We start from the raw sequence: 20,668 nt of genomic DNA, 5'->3' as shown, positions 1-20,668 counted from the left end.
CCTATGTGTGCGCCCAAAGCGGGCAGACACACAGGTCTGCCCCTACAAACGACACAGTCTGTCTACACACGCGGGATGCTCAGCCCGGTTTCGGCTTCGATCATGAGCAGACGGTTGTACTTGGCCAACCGCTCCGACTGCGTGATCGAGCCGACCTTGATGTAATCACCGTGCCAGCCAACAGCAAGATCCGCTAACCAGTTATCTTCAGTTTCGCCGCTGCGCGCGCTGACCACGATCTGCCAGCCCGCCGACCGTGCAAGCTGTGCCGCCTGCGCTGCCTCGGTGAACGTGCCAATCTGGTTGACCTTGAGCAGCAGCGCGGTCGCCGCTTGCAGGCGAATCGCTTTGCCGATGCGTTCCGGATTGGTGCACAGCAGATCATCGCCGAGGGCGAGCACTCGCGCGGGCAGCGCCGCCGTGAGCTGTGTCCAATGTGGCCAATCTTCTTCGGATAGTCCATCCTCTACGCTGATCAGCGGGTAGGCGCGCGTCCAGCGCTCGATCTGCGCAATCATTTCCGTCCCGGTCAAGTCCTGCCCGTTCAGGTGATAGCGCCCGTCCGTATAGAAGTGGCTGGAGGCCACATCAATCGCCAAACCGACATCCTCGCCGGGACGGTAACCTGCACGTTCAATGGCTGTGACCGCGTCATGCAGCATGGTCTCGTCGTCGGGGAAGTTAGGCGCGAGGCCGCCTTCGTCGGCGGTGAGCAGGCGCATCCCATAACGCTCGAAGATTAACTCAGCGGCGGTCTGGTAAACGTCATACAGCATGGCCAGCGACTCGCGCACGCTGGTCGGCTTGAGCGGCACGAGCAGCACATCCTGAATCGCGACTTGACCGCCCGCGTGTTTGCCGCCGCTGAACAGATTGACGGTCAGGCGGGGCAGGCGGCGCGGCACGTCACCGAGCAAGCCGCTGAAGTAGGCGTAGAGCGGTAGCGCTTGTTCAGCGGCACAGGCGCGGGCAAAGGCGAGCGACACGGCGAGCAGGGCATTGGCACCGAGTCGCCCTTTGTTCGGCGTGCCGTCGAGGGCGATGAGGGCGGCATCGAGCGCGGCTTGATCGGCGCAGGGTTGACCTTTGAGCGCGGGCATGATCACTTCGTTCACGTTGTGCACCGCTTGCTGACAGCCGAGCCCGCGGTAGCGCCGTGGATCTCGGTCGCGCAGTTCGTGGGCTTCCGCCCGTCCCGTCGACGCGCCAGACGGAATCGAGCCCGCACCGATTGCGCCGCTGGTCAGCGTGCAGGTGCAGTAGAGGGTGGGGCGTCCGCGGCTGTCTAGTATTTCGAGCGCGTGCAGTGCAGCGATTTCGGGCATAAGTCTCTCGTCCTCGATGAAGCTATCTGTGAAAAGCTATCGTTGTGCGGTGAAGTGTACCGCAGTTCGCTTGACAAACGCCGAAACCTCGCATAGGATAGTAGCAGTGAATGAATACTCATTCACTTCAGTGAATGAGTATTCAGTATGGGGATAGAAACGCAGATGTGGAGCACAATCCCGTGACCGATCCGATTCAAGAGCAGTTGATCGCCGCGCGCAAGCAGCAAATACTGGATGCTGCTGCGCTGGTCTTCGCAGAGAAGGGGTTTCACTCGACGACCATTCGCGATATCGCCAAACGGGCCGGTATCGCCGATGGGACGATCTACAACTACTTCGACAGCAAACCCGCGCTGCTCATGGGCATTTTTGAACGAATGCGCGCCTCCATTCTGCAGGATGCGGTGCTGCCCGATCCTGCTTCACTGGATGTGCCGACATTCGTCCGCATGTTCCTGTATCACCCGCTGATGGCGCTCAAGCAGGACAATTTCGGCCTGTTTCGCATCGTGTTGTCGGAGATGCTGGTCAACGACAACCTGCGGCAGCGCTATCAGTCGCAGGTGCTGCAGCCGATGCTGGCCGGCGTTGAGCCGTACTTCCTCGCCTACGCGGCGCAGCAGGGCATCAACGACCTAGAAGCACGCTTGATTGTGCGGGCGATTGCGGGGATGATCCTCGGTTTGACGCTCGAATACACGCTGCACGACGACCTGCTCACCGACCACTGGGAGCACCTGCCCGACGTGCTGACCACGTTTATCCTACACGGCCTCACGCCGCGGACCGCCTGAGCAAACGACCGACTCACTACATAACATTGGAGCACACAACCCTATGACTACGATCACCGTCGTTGCGTCCGGGACGCGCGGAGACGTTCAACCCTACCTCGCGCTGGCGCGGGGCTTGCAGCGGGCGGGCTACACCGTCCGTTTGGTATCCAGTGATAATTTCGCCACCTTAGCCGCCGAAGCGGGTCTCGAATTCGGTTCGATGGGGTTCAGCGCCGAAGAACGCTTGCAGAGCGACGAATGGCGTCAGCGCGTGGAAGGCGGCAACTTCCTCAAAATCCTGCGCGGCATGCAGTCGGAAATGAAGACGGTCGCCGCCGATATGGCGCGCCGTTTGCCGCCGCTGCTCGATGGCAGCGATGTCATTGTTACCGGGGTGGCAGGAACGGGCGGCGTGTTCACGCTAGCGGAACAGTGCCGGATTCCGGTGATTCAAGCGTATGTCTTCCCGTTCACGCCGACGACCGCGTTCCCCGCGCCGGTCACGACGCAGTTACCGCTCGGCGCGGTGCTCAACCCGCTGTCGTTTCGCGTGCTGCACCAGATGTTTTGGCAGATGTCGAAGGCGGGCGATGCGGCGGTGCGCCGGGAAGTCGGGCTGCGCAAGCCGCCATTCTGGGGACCATTTGGCGCACTTGACCGCGCGGATACCCCCGTGCTCTATGGCTACAGCGCGCATGTGCTGCCACGCCCAGCCGACTGGTCAGCGCGGTACACGGTGACGGGCTATTGGTTCCTCGATGAGCCGGAAAGCTGGCAGCCGCCCGCCGATCTGGTCGATTTTCTCAACGCCGGGGCATCCACCCGTGTACATCGGGTTTGGCAGCATGAGCAGCCGTAACCCGGAAGAGTCTGGACAGATCGCGCTCGAAGCGCTCCGGCGCTCCGGTCAGCGCGGGGTGTTGGCGTCGGGCTGGGGTGGGCTGAAGCCGACCGAGCTGCCGGACAATGTGCACCTGATCTCGGCGCTGCCGCACAGTTGGCTCTTCCCGCGCATGGCGGCGGTGGTGCATCATGGTGGCGCGGGGACGACGGCGGCGGGTTTCCGCGCGGGCGTGCCGTCGATCATTGTGCCGTTCGGTCTGGATCAGCCGTTCTGGGGCAGCCGCGCGGTGGCGGTCGGCGTGGGGCCGCGACCGATTCCGCGCAAGCAGTTGACGGGTGCACGGTTAGGTGAAGCGATCACCGCCGCAGTGACGGATCAGGGGATGCGGCAGCAGGCGGCCGATCTCGGACAGAAGATCCGTGCGGAAGATGGCGTCGACAGCGCGGTCGCTAGTATAGAGCGCTATTTGCGGTCGAAACGTTAGACGGCGGCACTTGGGTTGCGGTGACAGCGGACGCGATCAAACAAGTCCCGACGAGAAGAAGTTTCTGTGTCGGGACGGCATTCAGATGGTGTCCAATCAGGTTATCACCTGTAGGGACGAGGCATGCCTCGTCCTAATTTCTAGAGAAGGATAGAGAGGACAAGGCATGTTTTGTCCCTACAAAAAACCTCTCACATCAAGATAGCGCTGTGCTTTCCAGACACCTTTTCATGGCATCCACTGTCCCCAAATCATCTCTACGCTATGCCCCCAAGTTACCGCGCGATTTCCCCGTCAAGATCCCACAGGTCTTCCCAGTCTTTCGCGCCTTCCCACAGGAACACCTGCCCCTTGATCAGACGGCAGTTCTTGTCGATGCCGGCGATGGCCTGCATGTCCGCCGCGGTGAGCGGTTCGCCAACGATGGCGCGCAGCGTGCCGAGGAACTGTGAGCGCTTGACCGAGAACGGAATCGGCACCTGCCCACGCTGAATCGCCCACTTGATGCACACCACTGCCGGGTGTAAACCGAGGCGTTCGGCAATGCGCACGATGACGGGATCGTCCACGTCGACCGTGTCATCGGCGGTGCGGTCGCGTTCCGGGCGGCTTGGCGATCCAATCGGCGAATAGCCAATCGGCACCAGACCGTTCGCCTGCACGAAGTCGAACAGTTCCGTCTGCTGGAAGTGCGGATGCAGTTCCATTTCGTTGACCGCGGGCTTGATGCGGGCGTCACGCAGCAGCAGCTTGAGCTTAGGGACCGTCATATTCGACGTGCCGATGTGGCGCACGAGGCCGCGGTCGACCAGCGTTTCCAACTGCCGCCACGTCTGCATGAAGTTCTCGTGGATGTAGGGTACGGCATGTGGATCGCGCGAGTTGACATCGACGCCCGGCGCGTGGTGATTCGGGAATGGCCAATGAATCAGGTACAGGTCAAGGTAGTCAAGCTGAAGTTCGCGCAGCGACTTCTCAAAAGCGGGGATGACATCCGCCTCCGCGTGTTTGTCGTTCCACAGCTTCGACGTAATCCACAATTCTTCACGTGGCAGCCCTTGCGCGATGGCTTCGCTCAGCACTGGGCCGATCAGGTGTTCGTTGCCGTAGACGGCCGCGCAGTCGATGTGACGGTAGCCGACGCGCAGCGCCTCTTTGACCGCCGCGGCGACTTCCGGCGGGGAATATTTGTCTGACCCGAAAGTGCCTAACCCGATAGCGGGGATTTTGCTGCCCGTGTAGAGCTGGCGGTACGGGACGAGGGCGGGATCAACTCCGTCCTCGGCGGGGAGAAAGCGCGGCGCGTTCGACATAGCGTTGGGAGTCCTTCTATCATATGAGCAGATCAAAACGCACATAAGTGTGCCGCGTTTCGCCCAAAATTCCAATTTGGGGAACTGCTACACGCGCGGCGGATTCTTCGCTACACTCAGGAGATGCAATTCGTTTGCCAGTCGCACATCAACTCTGCTTCCACTGTCTCTGACCGAAATGGGCGCTGTCTGTCATCTCAGCGAGGACTGAATGGGGAATTACATCGTCAAACGGCTCATCCAGAGTGTGCCGACGTTTTTCGGCATCACCATCATCACATTTATGCTGATCCTGTCCGCGCCCGGTGACCCTATCGCGCTGATCACGTTCAATCCGGTGTCGTCGAATAACCCAGAGCTGACCGAGGCGCTGCGGCGGCGCTTGGGGCTCGATCAGCCGCCGCTCACGCAGTACCTGTACTGGTTGGTGGGTAACGATTGGCTGATGATCGATACCAACGGGGACGGGGTCGGCGACGAACGCGGTGAGCGGCTTGGGCTGCTGCGCGGCGACCTCGGCGACTCGATCAAACAGAATCGTCCGGTGCTGGAGTTGATCGGCGAACGCATTCTGGCGACGACGTTGCTCACCTTCAGCGCACTGCTCGTCGGCTATGGGCTGGGCATCGCGCTCGGTGTGCTGGCGGCGGTCTACCACAAAACGTGGATCGATCATGTGGTGCGCGTTTTGTCCGTGCTCGGCAACTCGATTCCGGCGTTCTGGCTCGGGCTGGTGCTGATTATCATCTTCAGCGTGCAGCTTGACCTGCTGCCGATGGGTGGCATGCGCGACATTGCCAGCCGCGACACGGGCTTCAACCTGTGGGAGACCCTGCGCTTCATGATTTTGCCCGTCACCGTGCTCTCATTCGGCACAATCGCCTATGTGTCGCGTTTCATGCGCACCGAACTGCTCGAAGTCTTAGAACAGGACTATATTCGCACGGCGCAGTCGAAGGGCATGCGCGACCGGCGGGTGTGGTGGCTGCACGCCATCCGCAATGCGCTCATCCCGATTGCAACCTTCATCGGCCCAGCGCTCGGCAGTTTGCTCGCGGGAGCGGTGATCATCGAGCAGGTCTTTAGCTGGCCGGGGTTAGGGCGGTTGGTGGTCAACGCCGTGTTTCAGCGCGACTATCCGCTGGTGATGGGGTCGGTGGTCATCGCCTCAATCCTGTTCATCCTCGGCGTGTTGATTTCCGACGTGCTGTATGTCCTGCTTGATCCGCGTATTCGCCTGAGATGACACAATGAGCCGAGTTGAGAGTATGCCGAGCATTGTCAAATTAGATCCGGCTGAGAAACGCCGCGCCCGGTCGCTGTGGCAGGTCGCTTTTGCTCATTTTCTGCGCGACCGCCTGAGCATGCTGGCGCTGTTGACACTGCTGCTGTTGACGGTCGCATGTATTATCGCGCCGCCGATCCTCGAAGACACCTTTGGCTTGAACGCCACGCGCACGGCCGTCACCGACCGTTTCCAGCTTCCCGGCACGGAAGGACATCTCTTAGGCACGGATCACTTAGGCCGCGACCAGTTGATCCGCATCCTGTACGGCGGGCGGATCTCGTTGGCGATTGCCTACAGCGCCAGCGTGCTCGCCGTGCTGATCGGCGTCACGCTGGGCCTCGCCTCGGGCTATTACAGCGGGCGCATCGACGATCTCATCACCTGGCTGATCAACACGCTGAACGCGATTCCGCCGTTGTTCCTGCTGCTCGTCGCGGCAGCGCTCTGGCAACCCTCTGCCGAAGTGCTGATCCTGATTCTGGCGGCGCTCGGCTGGATTGGGACGAGCCGCCTCGTGCGCGGCGAAACGCTGGCGCTCAAGGAGCGCGATTTTGTGCTGGCCGCACGGGCGGTTGGCGCGAGCAACCTGCGCATCGCCGTGCTGCACATTCTGCCCAACATCCTGCCACTAATCATCGTCACGCTGACGATCATCGCGGGCAATCTCATCCTGACCGAATCCGGCCTGAGCTATCTGGGCGTCGGGGTGCAGCCGCCCACGCCGACGTGGGGCAACATGCTGACCGATTCACGCTCGTACTTCGTCACGGGGATCCATCTGGTCGTGTGGCCGGGGATTTTCATTCTGGTGACCGTGCTGTGCTTTTATCTGGTGGGCGATGGTCTGCGCGACGCCCTCGATCCGCGCCGGAACCGCCGATGAAACGCCGCTTACCCGCACTGATCGCGGTTCTGATCGTCGTCGCGCTGGTGGTGGCGGGGGTGATCGTGTCCACTCAGCAGAGCCGCTCGGCGCTGATTCACACCTATACGGGCAGCCCGACCGCGTTCTCGTTCCAGTATCCGGATGGTTGGCAGGTGTCGATCCCCATCCAGAACATTCTGCTGCTGGCCGACCCGGCGGCGCAGCGCGGCGAACCGGGCGCGACCTTCACCGTGCAGCGCAGCACCGCGCTGGCGGACGAGGGGAGTCTCGGCGCGGCGCTGAACACCTATTTGCGGCAGGGGGCGCTGCGCCCTGACCGAGCATGGCAGCAAATCGGCGAGGTGGTGACGACGGCGCTGGATGGCCGCGAAGCTTTACAGCTCGATCTGGAAGGCGGGGACAGCCCGACCGACCCGCAGTTTCACTCGCGGGTGGTCGCGGCGCAGGCGGCCAACGGCCTCATCTATGTGTTCGCGCTCAACGCGCCGCTGGCGCAGTGGCCGACGAGCGCGCCGCTCCTTGAAGCGGTGCTGGCGAGCGCGCGCATTCTGGAATAAAGAAAGACCTCGGCGGAAATAGGCCGCCAAGGTCTTTAGCTGCTGACCGACAAGACCTGCGTTGTCCGCAGAGGCTCTAGTCCGCCGACTGCGTGCGCGTCACGCGCTGTTCTGAGTCGACCATGGTGGCTTTTGAAATATGAAATGGGCCGCCGGCTGTCATCAGTGCCCAGAATGCGCCCCAACTGGCAAAGATCGCTGCGCCAACCACCGCGAGCGTCATCGGTGAACTGCCCGCTTGCAGCGCCAGCCCGAAGAACAGGGTTGAGATTCCTGATCCGAGGGTGCCAAGCCCGCTGTTGACGGACAGTACTCGCCCCCGCAGCCGATCTGGTGTGGTGATCTGGAGCAGAATGCTGCCCACTGCCCACACCACTCCACCGCCGAAATGCGCGACCATCAGCCCGAGAAACGCCAACCACAAGGTGTTGTTCCAAGCGGCAAGGGCGACGATCAGGTAGCCTATACCGGCCAACATAAAGGACAACCAGACCGCCCGCCGCAGCTTCTTGATGTCGTTTCCGGCAACGACGGGTACGACGAACGGACCCATGAGCACACCCAGTCCCCGCCCCGCATACAGAACCCCGATCCCGGCATCGCCCGCCTGGAAAACCTGGGTTCCCAACACACTCAGCAGCACGACGACGCCGACTCCAAAACCCCAACCCAACTCGATGCCCACCAGTGCCAGTGCGGGCAGATAGCGGCGCAGATAGCGCATCCCCTCGATGAAATCCTTGACTGGACTCAGCGGTTGGTTGGTCACATGCGGACTCGGTATCTCGACCCGGGCGATCAGGCCGGCCGCAATCAGGAATGACAGGGCATTGATGACAAACGCGATGTCGCGGCCCAAAAGTGTCGAGACAATCCCGCCCAATGCGGAACCGACCATCACCATGACGCCCCAAGACGCGCCGGCGAGGGCATTGGCGGCAAACAATTCGCCGCGCGTCACGATATTTGGGATGCTGGCCGAACTCGCCGGGCTAAAGAACGAGGCTGAGACGATCAGCAGAATATTGGCGACGTACAGCAGCCAGACCATGTCTTCCGTTTTGACGAGGATGAACAGGAGCGAGACGGCTGCCGAGAAAAGATTCGCGAGGATCATCAGGGTGCGCCGGTCAAAACGATCGGCCACGGGGCCGGCGATGGGCATCAGGAAGAACATCGGGACGGTGCTGGCCAGCAGAACCAGGCTCGCGCCGAATCCACTGCGCGTCAGCTGCAAAACCAACCCCAGCACGGCCACACTGTTGAACCAGTCGCCCGCCATCGAGATCAACTGGGCGATCCACAGCGTTCGAAAGCGAGAATTCTGTTTGATAAGCTGCCAGTAGCCAACCGGCCGATCGGCATCGTAAGTGGGATTTTGCGCTACTGACATAAATTTCTAGCCTCTACTTTTTTGTTCAGCACACGCTGTATTAAACCAGACTTCTCGTGTCACTTCTGTAACCGGACTGAATTGTGCCAAAACTACTTGAATCCTAAGCGTACATTTGGTAAGGAAATGCTGCGTGGAGTCTGTTCTGTGGGGTAGTGAAGCGCGTTTCCTAATCAGTTTAGGCCAGGGTAGGTCGGTAGCTCCGCCGAACAGCGTGAAGTCTGTTTAGGGGCGGCGGACGCAATGAGCTTAATAAAAGGGGACAAAAAAATTGCGTCCCTACACAAAAGCGATTCTTCTCGTAGGGGCTCGATCTATCGCATTCGCAAAATCCCCAAATATTCCAAAAGATCTATTCATCTTTACTTGAAGGGTTTATCGGGCACGTATTTCAAAGTGTAGGGGCGCACCGCGGTGCGCCCCTACCGAAACCAATTCAGAGAAGATTAAACGACTAGTCCCCGATAGACCACTCAGCAACGTGATCGGTGTAGCCGTAGAACACCCACGACGGGCCGGGGTTGAAGCCGTTCACGCGCGCGTTCATCACCTGGAAGATGTTCGGCGTGAAGGTGAAGTCGTAGGCGACATCGTCGTGCAGAATCTGCTGAATCTGATAGTAGGAAGTAGCCCGATCAGCGGGCGCGCAGCCGGGGGTGGTGCGGCCTTCGAGGATCAGGCGGTCGACTTCCGGGTTCACATACGACGCCAGATTGTTACCGCTGCCGGGCACGTCTTCCGCGCTGTTGACCAGCGACATGAAGTCATTCGGGTCGGGCGGGGTGGTGCCGCCGCTGTTGCTCATCGGCGTCGCATCGTACATCTGACCGAGATACACATCCTGAATGTAGTTCGCCCATTCCACCTTATTCAGCGTGACATCCATGCCGAGCTGGCTGAGCTGATCCTGCGCGACGAGCGCGGTCGTTTCGAACAGCAGCAGAATGTCGCTGTAGGTGATGGTGAAGGCGAGCGGCACACCATCCTTTTCACGGATGCCAGTCGCTTCGTTGATCGTCCAGCCCGCTTCGTCGAGCAGGGCGGCGGCGGCGACCGGGTCAAACGGATACGGCTCGATCTCGCTGTTATACGCCCATGTGATGGACGGGGCGACGGTGCCGATCAGCGGGGTGCCGCCTTCGGCGCCGCCGAGCGTTTCCAGAATGTCGCCCTTGTTATAACCCATGGCGACCGCGCGGCGCACAGCGACATCACTAAAAATCGGATGTGGCGCTTGTTCGATCAGGTTGCCCGCGTCGTCATAGGCGGCCTGCGGATTCGTCGGGTCAGCCCAGTTCATCGACAGGAAGTTGACGGTGAGCTGCGGGAACGCCTGATACTGCAAGCTGCTGGTATCGAGAATTTGCGCGAACAGATCGCCCTGGAAATAGGTGTAGTCGATTTCGCCCGCCTGAATTGCCTGCACGGCGACCGACTGCTCGCCGATCACGCGGTTGATCAGGAACGGAATCGGCACTTCACCGCCCCAGTAAGTCGGGTTGGCGCGGAAGCGCTGGAATTCGTCAGGCGCCCACTCTTCGAGGATGTAGGGGCCACCGCTGACGTCGGGGTTCATGTTGAAGTCGCTGGTTTCAAAGTCGCTGAAATCGGCAGCGAAGCGGTGCGACGGCAGAAAGCGGAACGCGCCGAAGTCGCTGAGCGCAGTGCAGCTAACGGCACTGAGCACGACTTCATACGTCCGGTCGTCGATGAGGTTGACCGAGTCGATCAGCGCCGCGTTGGATTCCCACACGGTTTCGACGTCCGACATGGTGGCATCAATGACGAACTTCATATCCGCGGAGCTGATCGGCGTGCCGTCGCTCCACATGGCGCCTTCCTGAATGGTGAAGGTGTAAGTCAGCCCATCGTCCGACACGGTCCACGTCGTGAGGCCGGGGATCGTCTCGCCCGTGAAGCTGTCCACCTTGACCGGGGACGGCCAGATCAGGTTGGACGCCTGATACGACGCGCCGTCATTGGTAAAGGCCGGGTTGAAAGTCACGATGTTCCCGAAGCCGCGAATGACGATGGTATCGCCATCCTGCGCGAGAACGAGGGATGCGGGTAGAGCAAGCAGCAGTAGGAGTGCTAAACAGAATGCCAACCGTCTCATAAAGAAGGCTCCTCGCGTGGAAATAGGGTAAATAAATCTGGTCATTCTCATCGTAACAGGCTTCTATAATGAATGCAACAAATTTGTAAAGCGCTAATCCTTCCCTGACAGCCGATTCAGTTCTCCGTGTGCCGAGCGATCGATCATGCTCATTTTGACCTGTGGCAGATGCGCCGCCGCTCGCATAGAATACGCGCCTAACCTAAACCTGATGCGAAGGATAATACTGATGACCAAACGACTGCGGTGGGGGATTATCTCGACAGCGAAAATCAACGACGCGCTGATTCATGCGATTAACGGGGCGCCGCGCAGCGATCTGCGCGCCGTGGCCAGCCGCACGACGGAAGCGGCGCGTGCCTACGCCAGCCAGCGCGGCATCCCGACCGCCTATGGAACGTATGAAGAACTGCTCGCCGACCCGGATATCGACGTGGTGTACAACCCGCTGCCGAACAAGCTCCATGCCGAATGGACGGTCAAGGCGGCGCAGGCGGGCAAGCATGTGCTGCTGGAAAAGCCGCTCGTGACCACGATGGCCGACTTCGACTTGATTGCCGCGGCGGCGCAGGCGAACAATGTGGTTGTGTTCGAGGCGTTCATGGCGCTGCACGCGCCGCAGAACCGCAAGGTCGCGGAACTGGTGCAGCAGGGGCGCATTGGCAAGCTGCATCTGATCAACAGTTGGTTCAGTTATCACCTGCCGCCGGAGAATGCGGACAATATCCGGCTGCATCCCGATCTGGATGGCGGTTCGTTCTGGGATGTGGGCGTGTACCCCAACAGCCTGTCGATCATGGTGACGGGTGGGCGCGCGCCACAGGAAGTGTGGGCGGTGCAGGAGATCGGCGAGAGCGGCGTGGATGTGAGCATGAGCGCGCAGCTCCGCTTCGCCGACGATGTGGTCGCGCAGATCTACTCCGGGTTCCGCGCGCCGTTGGTACAAGGGGCGCAGTATATCGGCACCGAGGGAATGATCCGCACGTCGGCGCCCTGGTTCCCCGGCATGCAAGGACGCACAGCTTTTGGTGCTGACCCGGTCATCCAGATCACCAATCGTGACGGCTCGGAGGAGAACATCGTCCTGCCTGCCACCAACCCTTGGCAGATGGAAGTCGAAGCGATGGAAGCCTGCCTGCTGGATGGCGCGGCGCCAGTCGTGCCGCTCAGCCTGAGCCGCGAATTCCTGCGCAGCGCGCTCGCGGTCTACGAATCGGCGCGGACCAACAAACCTGTCGCCCTCACGTCATAAGCGTCACTTAGAGAACCCGGCGATGAAGGCGTGCACGAAATCGAGCAGGTCTTCATCGCGAGGCTGACCCGCGCGGTCCGCCGCCGCGAGGATCGCCGCTTCATCGGCGCCGTGAACGGCCACCAGGTCAGCGACGAGCCGCATCTGCCCCGTCAGGCGCGTGAATTCCGCCTGTGAGACCAAGCCCGCCCCATGGCCTTCGAGATAGTGCTGCGCCCCGAATGCGCTCACCTTGTCGAGTAGCGGGAGCACGCTGGACCGCGTGTACTGCCACGTCGGCACGCCGTAGATGAGCGGATACAGGCAGTCCCCAAGGAACAGTACACGATCCGGTTCGATATAGGCGACAACCGAATCCGCCGCATGCTCGCCGCCCACGTGCTGGAGCGTGCACGTCACGCCCCCGAGGTCGAGGGTGAGGCGGTCGGTAAAGGTGAACGTTGGTGGGACGATGCGCACGCTGCGCGGAGCCGGCAGCTCAAGCTTGATGTTCTCCGCCGAAAAGCTGCTTTCTGCGCCACTTGCCACACGAGCATCCAGCGCCGCGTCGTCCCATAAATACGTTGCCAGCGGGACTAACTGCTGCGCAGTCAGCGCATGCGCGATCACGGGGACGCCGAGCGCTTCCGCGCCGAAAACGTGATCCCAATGCCAGTGCGTCAAGGCAACATACTGCGGCAGTGGGACATTGGCTGACTTGAGCTGGTCGAGGAACAGCCGCGCGTGCGCGGTCGATGCGCCCGCATCGAGCAGCAGCGTCGCCCGTTCCCCGACGACCGCGCCGAGCGTTGGGCGATCCGGCGGCCCAGGTGCCAGCCAGTAGAAGTGATCAGTCAGTTGAGCAAATTTTATCTCAGTCATGCGCGCAGTATATCCGGGACGTCGGGCCTGTCAAGCGGACTCGCGCCGCGTGAGCAGGTAGCCGATCCCCAACATCAGCGCGCCCCACACCAGAAAACCGCTATCCCACAGGGCTTGATCCGGGCCGGGACGCACATGGTGAATCTGTAAGATGTGATGATCGACGATGCCTTCGACGAGGTTGAAGATCCCCCAGCCCATGAGCACGCTGCCGATCAAGATGCTGATTGAACGCACGCGCTGTCCGCGCTGGTACGCGCGCCAGAACAGAAACAGCGCGACGACCGTCAGGATCCACGTCAAGGCATGGAACAGACCATCGGCCAGCGTGTTGATTTGCAGATTTTCGAGTGTGGTCGGCGGGTAGCCTGCGTCGCTCAATAGATGATGCCACTGCAGAATCTGGTGCAGCACAATGCCGTCGAAGAAACCGCCCAGACCCAACCCGAAGACAACTCCAGCGCGCACAAAGGTGCGCCGTCCCGTGTGTGGCGTCATCGCCTACCCCCTGACAGATGCTGCGGTCATAGCGTCATTATGGCGGTTGGAGGGTGACCAGGTGGATGATCTAGCGCGCATGCACAGCAAATTCTAAGGCGCAGACATGAGGGTGTCTGGGAAGCCAATCGAAAGATCGATTATTTTTTGCTTGTGTAGGGGGAAGGTGTGCTCGTAATTCCGTTGAATAGCGTGATCGTCGGCCAAACTGTTCAGCACGAGGCATGACGCTATTGCATAATTGGTGCAATTGCCGTATCACGCCCCTCACCCCCTGGCCCCCTCTCCCACGCAAGCGGGGCGAGGAGGAAATCGGTCTCCCCTCCCTGAATTCGGGGAGGGGCCGGGGGTGGGGTCGGAATTCCCCTTTTTTCAACGCGTTTGTGAGCCAACACTCACGCTGGATATTTGAAGTAATTCTGTGCTATAATTTCGTATCCCCAGTTTTTTCTTCCAGAACCACTGGCGCACATGCGTCTGTTGGATGCCATTCTGGGAGTCGATGTTAGAGGTTACATGAAATTTAACGAACTGAATCTAATCGATCCTTTGCTGCGCGCAGTGAGCGCCGAGGGTTATGCTGAGCCGACACCGATCCAGGTGCAGGCGATTCCGCACATCCTCGCCAGCAAGGACGTTGTGGGCTGCGCGCAGACGGGCACGGGTAAGACCGCCGCGTTTGCACTGCCCATTTTGCAGCGGCTGACCGCCCAGAAGTCGACCCGCCCGGCGGGTACGACGCGTGTGCTGGTCTTGTCGCCAACCCGCGAGCTCGCCAGCCAGATCGGCGACAGCTTCGCGACTTACGGGCGGCATTTGCCCCTGCGGCACACGGTGATCTTCGGCGGTGTCGGCCAGCAGCCGCAAGTGACGGCGCTGCGCCGCGGCGTGGATATCCTCGTCGCGACGCCGGGACGCCTGCTCGACCTGATGGGACAGGGGCTCGTGCGCCTGAACACTATCGAAATCTTCGTGCTGGACGAAGCCGACCGCATGCTCGACATGGGTTTCATCCATGATGTGCGCAAGATCATCCAGATGCTGCCCACCAAGCGGCAGACGCTGCTGTTCTCCGCGACCATGCCCGCCGACATTCAGGAACTGGCTGACCAGATTCTGGTCAACCCGGTGCACGTGGAAGTCACGCCGCAGGCGACGACCGTCGAGAAGATCGCGCAGTCGGTGTATTTTGTCGAGAAAAATGACAAGCGCGCGCTGCTCGAACACCTGCTGGACGATAAGTCGATCCGGCGCGTGCTGGTGTTCACGCGGACGAAGCACGGCGCGAACAAGCTCGTGCAGCAGTTGGAACGCTCGTCGATTCAGGCTGAAGCGATCCACGGTAACAAATCACAGAGCGCCCGCGAACGCGCGCTGGAGAACTTCAAGACCGGCAAAACGCGCGTGCTGGTGGCGACCGATATCGCCGCGCGCGGCATCGACGTGGAAGATGTGACACACGTCATCAACTACGACCTGCCCAACATCCCGGAAAGCTACGTGCACCGCATTGGGCGCACGGCGCGCGCCGGAGCGTCAGGGGTGGCGTACTCGTTCTGCGATTTCGAAGAGCGTGCCTATCTGCGCGATGTGGAAAAGCTGATCCGCCTGCGGGTGCCCGTGGTGTACGATCACCCGTGGGCATCGACGGTATCCGCCGCACCTGCAGCGCAGCCCAAGCAGCGTCAGCAGCAGAATCAGCCGCGTCGCGATCAGTCGCAGCGCAATGGTGGCGGTCGACCGGGTGCCACCTCGTCCAGCAGTGGCGCGCCGCGCACCGGGACGCAGGGCAACGGCTCGGGGCGGGCGGCTGCCAGCCCGACCAGCGGGACACCGCGCAATGGCTCGAACAACAGCGGGTCGGCGGGGCGCACGAACGCGAACACCAACGGCAGCGCGCCGCGGCACAGCTCGAATAATCGCCCGCAGTCGCGAAACAACCAATCGCGCAAGAGCAGCCAGTACGAATAGCGGCATCCGGGGCAAACTAAAACGCTCACCAATCAGGTGAGCGTTTTTGATTCAGTCACTAGCTGCCTTGGCTGTTAGTGTCCGGCGACCAGCGCGGGCTGTTCCGCGCGCAGTCGGTCGATAATCCCGGCGAGCGTATCGACCGCCGTGTCGATGTCGGCGTCGGTGGTGTGCAGCCCGACCGTGAGGCGCAGGCTGGCCGAAGCGAGTTCGCGCGTATAGCCGAGCGCGGTCAGCACGCCGGAGGGTGCAGAACTGCCCGCTTTGCACGCCGAGGCGCTGCTCGCACAAATGCCCGCGCGATCCAGTTCGCTGACGAGCACGCCGCCGGGTACATCCGCGAAGACGAAGCTGGCATGGGTGCACAGGCGATTTTCGGGATGCCCGGTGAGCTGTGCGCCCGGGATGTGGCTGAGCACACCGTCAATCAGGCGGTCGCTCAGGCGGGCGAAGTGGGCGCAGCGCGCTTCGAAATCGGCGTAGGCGAGTTCCAGCGCTTTGGCGAGACCAACGATCAGCGCGACGTTTTGCGTGCCCGCGCGGATACTGAATTCCTGCCCGCCACCCGTCTGGCTCGTACACAGATCCACGCCGCCGCGCACGTACAGCACGCCGATCCCCTTGGGACCGTAAAACTTGTGCGCTGACAGGCTGAGCAAGTCCACGCCGAGCGCCTGTACATCGAGCGGCTGCTGGCCGCCCGCCTGCACCGCATCGGTGTGGAAGATGATGCCGCGGGCGCGAGCGATGGCCGCGAGTTCGGCAATCGGCTGCACGGTGCCGATTTCGTTGTTCGCATACATGACGCTGGCGAAGGTCGTCTCCGGGCGCAGCGCGCGTTCAAATGCCGCGGGCGTGACTGTGCCGAAGCGATCTACCTCGATCAGCGTGCGGGTGAAGCCCTGCACATCGGCCAACTGCTCGACCGTCTTGAGCACCGCGCCGTGTTCAATTGGCGTGGTGACCAGATGCGTGCCCCGCGTACGGTTCGCCCACGCCGCCCCGCGCACGGCGATGTTATCGCTCTCCGAACCGCCGCTCGTGAAGATAATCTCGTTGGGTTGGCAGTTGAGCAAGCGGGCGACGGTCGCGCGGGCGGTGGTCAGCGCATGTTCGGCGTCGCGGCCAATGGTGTGGGATGAGGACGGGTTGCCGAACTGGTTGGTGAAATAGGGCAGAAGGGCGTCCACAACGCGCGGATCGGTGGGCGTGGTCGCAGAATGGTCGAGGTAAATCATGGTATAGACTCCTTTAGAAACAAAAAACCCGCAGCATCAGGCGGGTAAAAGAGTCCACTGTTTGGTAGTTGCCGCAGCACAGGGTGTGCGACCACATCTCCACAACGAGTGGATGGGCACCTTGGGCACAGTTGCCGAGGTTGCCGGACTCTGCATCAGCAGAGCCGCTCTTAATGCATGCGGATAAAGATAGCGCGCATTAGATGACTTGTCAAGTCGCTTATGTCATGTGTTGGTGGGTGACAGCGCCTTGACCCCGACCGCGATGAAGATGTTGACCGCGGCGCGCTGCGTGCCACACTCCGAATCAGCGCAGCAGTTCGAGCCTACGCTGGTCACGGTGACCTCGGTCAAACCTGCGTTCACGAACCAGCGTGCGATCTCGGCGCGGTCAAAGCGATCATGCTGCTCTTCGACCAGAAAGCGGAAGGTGTGCGGGTCGAGATCGGTGATGATCAGCTTGCCGCCGGGACGCAGAATCCGAGCCATCTCACGAATCGCGTTGGGCGGCGTTTCGACATGGTGCAGGCACATGTTGGCGAAGGTGTAGTTGACCGATGCATCGGGTAGGGGAATCGGCTCGGCTGTGCCCAGGTGCAGTTCGAGACGGTCGTTCGCCCCGAATTTCTCACGCATAATGGCGAGCATGGGCTCAGAGGGGTCGACGGCGGCGACGGTCAGCCCGGCGTTGAGCAGGACTTCGGTGATGAAACCGCTGCCCGCGCCAATATCGGCGGCACGGTCGCCGGGCTGTGCATCTGCCGCGGCGAGGGCCGCTTCGCGTACGGCATCCGGAAAGAAGCTCTGCCGCATGGTATCCCATTGATCGGCGATCTGGTTGAAATAGACGGTACTGCTCATGCTACGCCTCCGCGTTTAAGGTGAAAACGATTAGCTATCACTGTAATGAGATTTGGCGCGCGTGACCATGCACGACCGAAGGTATTTGCGCTAGGATAGTTTCAGATTGAAGGTAAAGGACGGGGGCGGCTGTGCGCTTTGAAATTGACGACACCAGTCGGCGGATTCTCGACGAATTGCAGACGAATGCGCGGGCAACTTATTCGGAGATTGGCCGCCGGGTCGGGCTGACTGCGCCGGCGGTGGCCGAACGTGTGCGCCGTCTGGAAGACGATGGCATCATCACCGGGTATCACGCCGCGATCAACCCGCGCCCGCTCGGCTTGCCGATTACCGTGTTCATTCAGGTGATTTCGAAGACGGGGCAGTGCACGCCGATCAGTGAGTTTGCGCTGCGCCAACCGGGGGTAACGGAGTGCTATCACATCACCGGAGATCGCGATGTGCTCATCAAAGCGAGTCTGGATTCAGTGGAAGCCGTCGAAGCGCTTGTCAACCGTTTGAGTATTCACGGCAACGTCTCCACGTCGCTGGTGCTGGCCGAACGGTCGCAGCCGTTAGCGTTTACGCCGCCGGAAAAATAGTCCGAATTTCGTTGATGCATGCATTTGTTTAACGTTTCAGAGCCTGATAACATCATAGTCAAACTGAGTTGTGTCCCTGCGTTTTTAATAGACCAACCCAAGCAAAACAACTTTATAGCGGGGCTGGTGGTGAAGCAAGCCGTCAGCCGCAGATCCAATCACTGGCGTGGACATAAAAGTTTGTACCTGCCGCACCTTTATCTTGCATGGATGTCTAAAGAGGTACCTCGATGACTCTCCCTCGTAGTGAATATCCTCGCCCACAGTTTGTGCGCGCGGACTGGTTATGCCTGAACGGTGAATGGCAGTTTGAGGCGGATCAAGGCGACAGCGGTCTCGACCGCGGCCTGCTCACCCGCGACCTGAAAGATCGGATTACTGTGCCATTTTGCCCAGAATCGCTGCTGTCAGGCATCAACAATCTCGACTACTACCACGCTGTGTGGTATCGCCGCACGGTGACCATCCCGGAGGCATGGGCTGGCCAGCGCGTGCTGCTGCACTTTCAGGCAGTCGACTATGACACGACCGTGTGGGTGAACGGTCAGGAAGTCGGGCGGCATCGCGGCGGTTTCGCTTCGTTCACCTTTGACCTCGACGGGGTCGCCCAGCCGGGCGAGACGGTCACGCTGGTGGTGCGCGCGCGCGATCCACGCACGGCACCGCAGCCGCGCGGCAAGCAGGCACGCGAATATGGGCCGGAAGGCGCGATCTATGTGCGCACGACCGGGATCTGGCAGACGGTCTGGCTCGAACCCGTGCCGCAGCTCGCGCTGCGCCGCCCGCGCATCACGCCGGATGTGGCGAACAGCACGATTCGCCTCGAACAGCCGATCACGAACAATCGCCCCGGTCTGCGCCTGCGTGCCGTGCTCAAAGATGCGGCGGGCGTGGTCGTGACCGCGGAAACCTCGGCGGAATACGATCTCGCCCCGCGCCTCGACCTGCCCATTCCGGCAGACCGCAAGCGCCTGTGGTCGACCACCGATCCGCACCTGTATGATCTGGAGATCAGCTTGATCGACGCGCAGGGCAACGTCGTCGACCGCGCGCAGAGCTACGCCGGGCTGCGCAGCATCGCCATCGTCGGCAAAGCGGTCAAGCTGAACGGCAAGACCGTCTTCCAGCGGCTAGTGTTGGATCAGGGCTACTACCCCGATGGCCTCATGACCGCGCCTTCAGACGAAGCGCTGCGCCGTGATATCGAACTGAGCATGGCGGCGGGCTTCAACGGGGCGCGCCTGCACCAGAAAGTCTTCGAAGAACGCTTCCTGTACCATGCAGATCGCTTAGGTTATCTCGTGTGGGGTGAGTTTGGCGACTGGGGGTGCAGTCACAACGGCCCGCTGGACGGCGAACATCAGATGCCAACGGCGGCGTACATCACCGAGTGGTTGGAAGTGCTGGAACGCGACTATTCGCACCCGGCGATCATCGGTTGGTGTCCGCTCAACGAGACGTGGCAGTCGATCACGGACAACATCACGCAGTTGGATGTGATCACGCAGGGCATGTATCTGGCGACCAAGGCGATGGACACCACGCGCCCCGTGCTGGATACCTCCGGCTACTCGCACCGCGTGCCGAACGCCGACATCTACGACAGCCACGATTACACGCAGGACCCGGACACCTTCGCCAAGCGCCACGCGGGGCTGGCCGAAGATAAACCGTTCCTCAATCACTTCAACGACTGGGGCGTGCCGTCACATATGGTACGCAACCCGAACTGGTCGCTGCCGTACAAGGGACAGCCGTATTTTGTCAGCGAGTTCGGTGGCATCTGGTGGAACCCCGATGTGAAGCCGGGTGAAGTCTCATGGGGCTACGGCGAACGTCCCAAGACGCTCGACGAGTTCTACGACCGCTTCAACCGCTTGTTCGCGGCGCTGCTCGATGATGTGAACATGTTCGGCTATTGCTACACGCAGTTGACGGACGTGTTTCAGGAGCAGAATGGCGTTTACCGCTTTGACCGCTCGACCAAGTTCGATATGGAATGCATCCGTTTGGCGCAGCAGCGTCCGGCGGCGATTGAAATGGCCGAGGGCTAATCAGCAAAGCTAGCCCAGCATCCCCTCTTCCGTGCAAGCGGTGAGAGGCGGCAGGTCAATCAGTAGGGGAGGGGCTCGCCCCTCCCCTACTGTGCGAGGCAGGCGCAGGTTGAAAATGTTCAGCTGCCGACCCCACCCCCGGCCCCTCCCCGAATTCAGTTGACGGAGGGACAGTTTTAACTATCGAGGGGAGAATTGTAGGGACGCCCAACGGGGCGTCCGCCGGAATGCGGGCGAAAACGGACGCGCCGTTGCGCGTCCCTACACAACACATTTTCCCTCAAACGAGCGCCTTAATGGTTCCCCATGTTAAAAGTGTCCTGTCCTCAACCGAATTCAGGGAGGGGAGCCAACATTGCTTGCC

18 protein-coding genes are annotated in these 20,668 nt (G+C 61.0%); 10 read left to right on the top strand and 8 right to left on the bottom strand.

Annotation, left to right across the window (positions count from 1 at the left end; all coding sequences use genetic code 11):
• Window positions 1-62 precede the first annotated feature (62 nt).
• Window positions 63-1,325, bottom strand: coding sequence for a phosphopyruvate hydratase (gene eno, locus IPK17_RS28370; RefSeq protein ID WP_343421063.1), 1,263 nt, complete (start codon window positions 1,323-1,325; stop codon window positions 63-65).
• 182 nt (window positions 1,326-1,507) lie between these two features.
• Between eno and IPK17_RS28365 the strand changes: the two genes are divergently transcribed.
• Genes IPK17_RS28365 through IPK17_RS28355 form a run of 3 tightly spaced genes read left to right on the top strand, consistent with a single transcriptional unit; the run spans window position 1,508 to window position 3,432 of the window.
• Window positions 1,508-2,122: a TetR/AcrR family transcriptional regulator gene (locus tag IPK17_RS28365; protein ID WP_343421062.1), complete on the top strand. Its 615-nt coding sequence runs from the start codon at window positions 1,508-1,510 to the stop codon at window positions 2,120-2,122.
• A gap of 43 nt (window positions 2,123-2,165) precedes the next feature.
• Entirely contained in the window at window positions 2,166-2,963 is a 798-nt protein-coding gene (locus tag IPK17_RS28360) for a glycosyltransferase (RefSeq protein ID WP_343421061.1), read from the top strand.
• Window positions 2,950-3,432 carry a glycosyltransferase gene (locus IPK17_RS28355; protein WP_343421060.1) on the top strand — a complete coding sequence of 161 codons (483 nt, stop codon included), beginning with the start codon at window positions 2,950-2,952 and terminating at the stop codon, window positions 3,430-3,432. Before IPK17_RS28360 ends, IPK17_RS28355 begins: the two co-directional genes overlap by 14 nt.
• A gap of 275 nt (window positions 3,433-3,707) precedes the next feature.
• Here the strand turns inward: IPK17_RS28355 and IPK17_RS28350 are convergent, their stop codons facing one another.
• Window positions 3,708-4,745, bottom strand: a complete 1,038-nt coding sequence (locus tag IPK17_RS28350) for an aldo/keto reductase (RefSeq protein ID WP_343421059.1) — start codon at window positions 4,743-4,745, stop codon at window positions 3,708-3,710.
• A gap of 211 nt (window positions 4,746-4,956) precedes the next feature.
• Here IPK17_RS28350 and IPK17_RS28345 point away from each other — a divergent pair, with 211 nt between their 5' ends.
• From IPK17_RS28345 to IPK17_RS28335, 3 genes are read left to right on the top strand one after another with little or no spacing between them, the layout of a single operon-like run.
• Entirely contained in the window at window positions 4,957-5,991 is a 1,035-nt protein-coding gene (locus IPK17_RS28345; RefSeq protein ID WP_343421058.1) for an ABC transporter permease, read from the top strand.
• 22 nt (window positions 5,992-6,013) lie between these two features.
• A complete protein-coding gene (locus tag IPK17_RS28340; protein ID WP_343421057.1) occupies window positions 6,014-6,916 on the top strand; it encodes an ABC transporter permease in 903 nt (300 codons plus the stop codon).
• Window positions 6,913-7,476, top strand: coding sequence for a hypothetical protein (locus tag IPK17_RS28335; protein WP_343421056.1), 564 nt, complete (start codon window positions 6,913-6,915; stop codon window positions 7,474-7,476). The genes IPK17_RS28340 and IPK17_RS28335 overlap by 4 nt, the downstream gene beginning before the upstream one ends.
• A 76-nt stretch (window positions 7,477-7,552) precedes the next feature.
• Here the strand turns inward: IPK17_RS28335 and IPK17_RS28330 are convergent, their stop codons facing one another.
• Both IPK17_RS28330 and IPK17_RS28325 read right to left on the bottom strand, forming a co-directional pair.
• Window positions 7,553-8,869 carry an MFS transporter gene (locus IPK17_RS28330; protein ID WP_343421055.1) on the bottom strand — a complete coding sequence of 439 codons (1,317 nt, stop codon included), beginning with the start codon at window positions 8,867-8,869 and terminating at the stop codon, window positions 7,553-7,555.
• Between the two features lie 454 nt (window positions 8,870-9,323).
• On the bottom strand, window positions 9,324-10,985 hold the full coding sequence (locus IPK17_RS28325) for an ABC transporter substrate-binding protein (protein WP_343421054.1): 1,662 nt from the start codon (window positions 10,983-10,985) through the stop codon (window positions 9,324-9,326).
• Between the two features lie 229 nt (window positions 10,986-11,214).
• Here IPK17_RS28325 and IPK17_RS28320 point away from each other — a divergent pair, with 229 nt between their 5' ends.
• Window positions 11,215-12,237: a Gfo/Idh/MocA family protein gene (locus IPK17_RS28320; protein WP_343421053.1), complete on the top strand. Its 1,023-nt coding sequence runs from the start codon at window positions 11,215-11,217 to the stop codon at window positions 12,235-12,237.
• A 3-nt stretch (window positions 12,238-12,240) separates the two neighbouring features.
• Here IPK17_RS28320 and IPK17_RS28315 read toward each other — a convergent pair whose 3' ends face one another.
• Both IPK17_RS28315 and IPK17_RS28310 read right to left on the bottom strand, forming a co-directional pair.
• Window positions 12,241-13,098 carry an MBL fold metallo-hydrolase gene (locus IPK17_RS28315; RefSeq protein ID WP_343421052.1) on the bottom strand — a complete coding sequence of 286 codons (858 nt, stop codon included), beginning with the start codon at window positions 13,096-13,098 and terminating at the stop codon, window positions 12,241-12,243.
• Between the two features lie 30 nt (window positions 13,099-13,128).
• Window positions 13,129-13,596, bottom strand: a complete 468-nt coding sequence (locus IPK17_RS28310) for a DUF2243 domain-containing protein (RefSeq protein WP_343421051.1) — start codon at window positions 13,594-13,596, stop codon at window positions 13,129-13,131.
• Between the two features lie 516 nt (window positions 13,597-14,112).
• On the opposite strand from IPK17_RS28310, the gene IPK17_RS28305 reads away from it, so the two are divergent.
• Window positions 14,113-15,567: a DEAD/DEAH box helicase gene (locus tag IPK17_RS28305; protein ID WP_343421050.1), complete on the top strand. Its 1,455-nt coding sequence runs from the start codon at window positions 14,113-14,115 to the stop codon at window positions 15,565-15,567.
• 74 nt (window positions 15,568-15,641) lie between these two features.
• Here the strand turns inward: IPK17_RS28305 and IPK17_RS28300 are convergent, their stop codons facing one another.
• The gene (locus tag IPK17_RS28300) at window positions 15,642-16,805 is read right to left on the bottom strand and encodes a cysteine desulfurase family protein (protein ID WP_343421049.1); all 1,164 of its coding nucleotides are present in this window, start codon (window positions 16,803-16,805) and stop codon (window positions 15,642-15,644) included.
• Between the two features lie 225 nt (window positions 16,806-17,030).
• The gene (locus IPK17_RS28295) at window positions 17,031-17,666 is read right to left on the bottom strand and encodes a class I SAM-dependent methyltransferase (protein ID WP_343421048.1); all 636 of its coding nucleotides are present in this window, start codon (window positions 17,664-17,666) and stop codon (window positions 17,031-17,033) included.
• Between the two features lie 131 nt (window positions 17,667-17,797).
• Here IPK17_RS28295 and IPK17_RS28290 point away from each other — a divergent pair, with 131 nt between their 5' ends.
• Together IPK17_RS28290 and IPK17_RS28285 are read left to right on the top strand one after the other, a co-directional pair.
• On the top strand, window positions 17,798-18,250 hold the full coding sequence (locus IPK17_RS28290; RefSeq protein ID WP_343421047.1) for an Lrp/AsnC family transcriptional regulator: 453 nt from the start codon (window positions 17,798-17,800) through the stop codon (window positions 18,248-18,250).
• Window positions 18,251-18,480: 230 nt separating this feature from the next.
• Window positions 18,481-20,304: a glycoside hydrolase family 2 protein gene (locus IPK17_RS28285; RefSeq protein ID WP_343421046.1), complete on the top strand. Its 1,824-nt coding sequence runs from the start codon at window positions 18,481-18,483 to the stop codon at window positions 20,302-20,304.
• The last annotated feature ends 364 nt before the right edge of the window (window positions 20,305-20,668 follow it).

The sequence above is a fragment of the Candidatus Flexifilum breve genome, assembly GCF_016713355.1.
The sequence above is the reverse complement of the archived record's forward strand: the minus strand, read 5'-3'. Positions and strand labels throughout refer to the sequence as shown.

Bases quoted from the DNA above. Each gene is read 5' to 3' on its own strand.
- eno (WP_343421063.1), bottom strand. From the start codon at position 1,325: ATGCCCGAAATCGCTGCACTGCACGCGCTCGAAATACTAGACAGCCGC.
- IPK17_RS28360 (WP_343421061.1), top strand. From the start codon at position 2,166: ATGACTACGATCACCGTCGTTGCGTCCGGGACGCGCGGAGACGTTCAA.
- IPK17_RS28355 (WP_343421060.1), top strand. From the start codon at position 2,950: ATGAGCAGCCGTAACCCGGAAGAGTCTGGACAGATCGCGCTCGAAGCG.
- IPK17_RS28350 (WP_343421059.1), bottom strand. From the start codon at position 4,745: ATGTCGAACGCGCCGCGCTTTCTCCCCGCCGAGGACGGAGTTGATCCC.
- IPK17_RS28345 (WP_343421058.1), top strand. From the start codon at position 4,957: ATGGGGAATTACATCGTCAAACGGCTCATCCAGAGTGTGCCGACGTTT.
- IPK17_RS28340 (WP_343421057.1), top strand. From the start codon at position 6,014: ATGCCGAGCATTGTCAAATTAGATCCGGCTGAGAAACGCCGCGCCCGG.
- IPK17_RS28335 (WP_343421056.1), top strand. From the start codon at position 6,913: ATGAAACGCCGCTTACCCGCACTGATCGCGGTTCTGATCGTCGTCGCG.
- IPK17_RS28330 (WP_343421055.1), bottom strand. From the start codon at position 8,869: ATGTCAGTAGCGCAAAATCCCACTTACGATGCCGATCGGCCGGTTGGC.
- IPK17_RS28325 (WP_343421054.1), bottom strand. From the start codon at position 10,985: ATGAGACGGTTGGCATTCTGTTTAGCACTCCTACTGCTGCTTGCTCTA.
- IPK17_RS28320 (WP_343421053.1), top strand. From the start codon at position 11,215: ATGACCAAACGACTGCGGTGGGGGATTATCTCGACAGCGAAAATCAAC.
- IPK17_RS28315 (WP_343421052.1), bottom strand. From the start codon at position 13,098: ATGACTGAGATAAAATTTGCTCAACTGACTGATCACTTCTACTGGCTG.
- IPK17_RS28310 (WP_343421051.1), bottom strand. From the start codon at position 13,596: ATGACGCCACACACGGGACGGCGCACCTTTGTGCGCGCTGGAGTTGTC.
- IPK17_RS28305 (WP_343421050.1), top strand. From the start codon at position 14,113: ATGAAATTTAACGAACTGAATCTAATCGATCCTTTGCTGCGCGCAGTG.
- IPK17_RS28300 (WP_343421049.1), bottom strand. From the start codon at position 16,805: ATGATTTACCTCGACCATTCTGCGACCACGCCCACCGATCCGCGCGTT.
- IPK17_RS28295 (WP_343421048.1), bottom strand. From the start codon at position 17,666: ATGAGCAGTACCGTCTATTTCAACCAGATCGCCGATCAATGGGATACC.
- IPK17_RS28285 (WP_343421046.1), top strand. From the start codon at position 18,481: ATGACTCTCCCTCGTAGTGAATATCCTCGCCCACAGTTTGTGCGCGCG.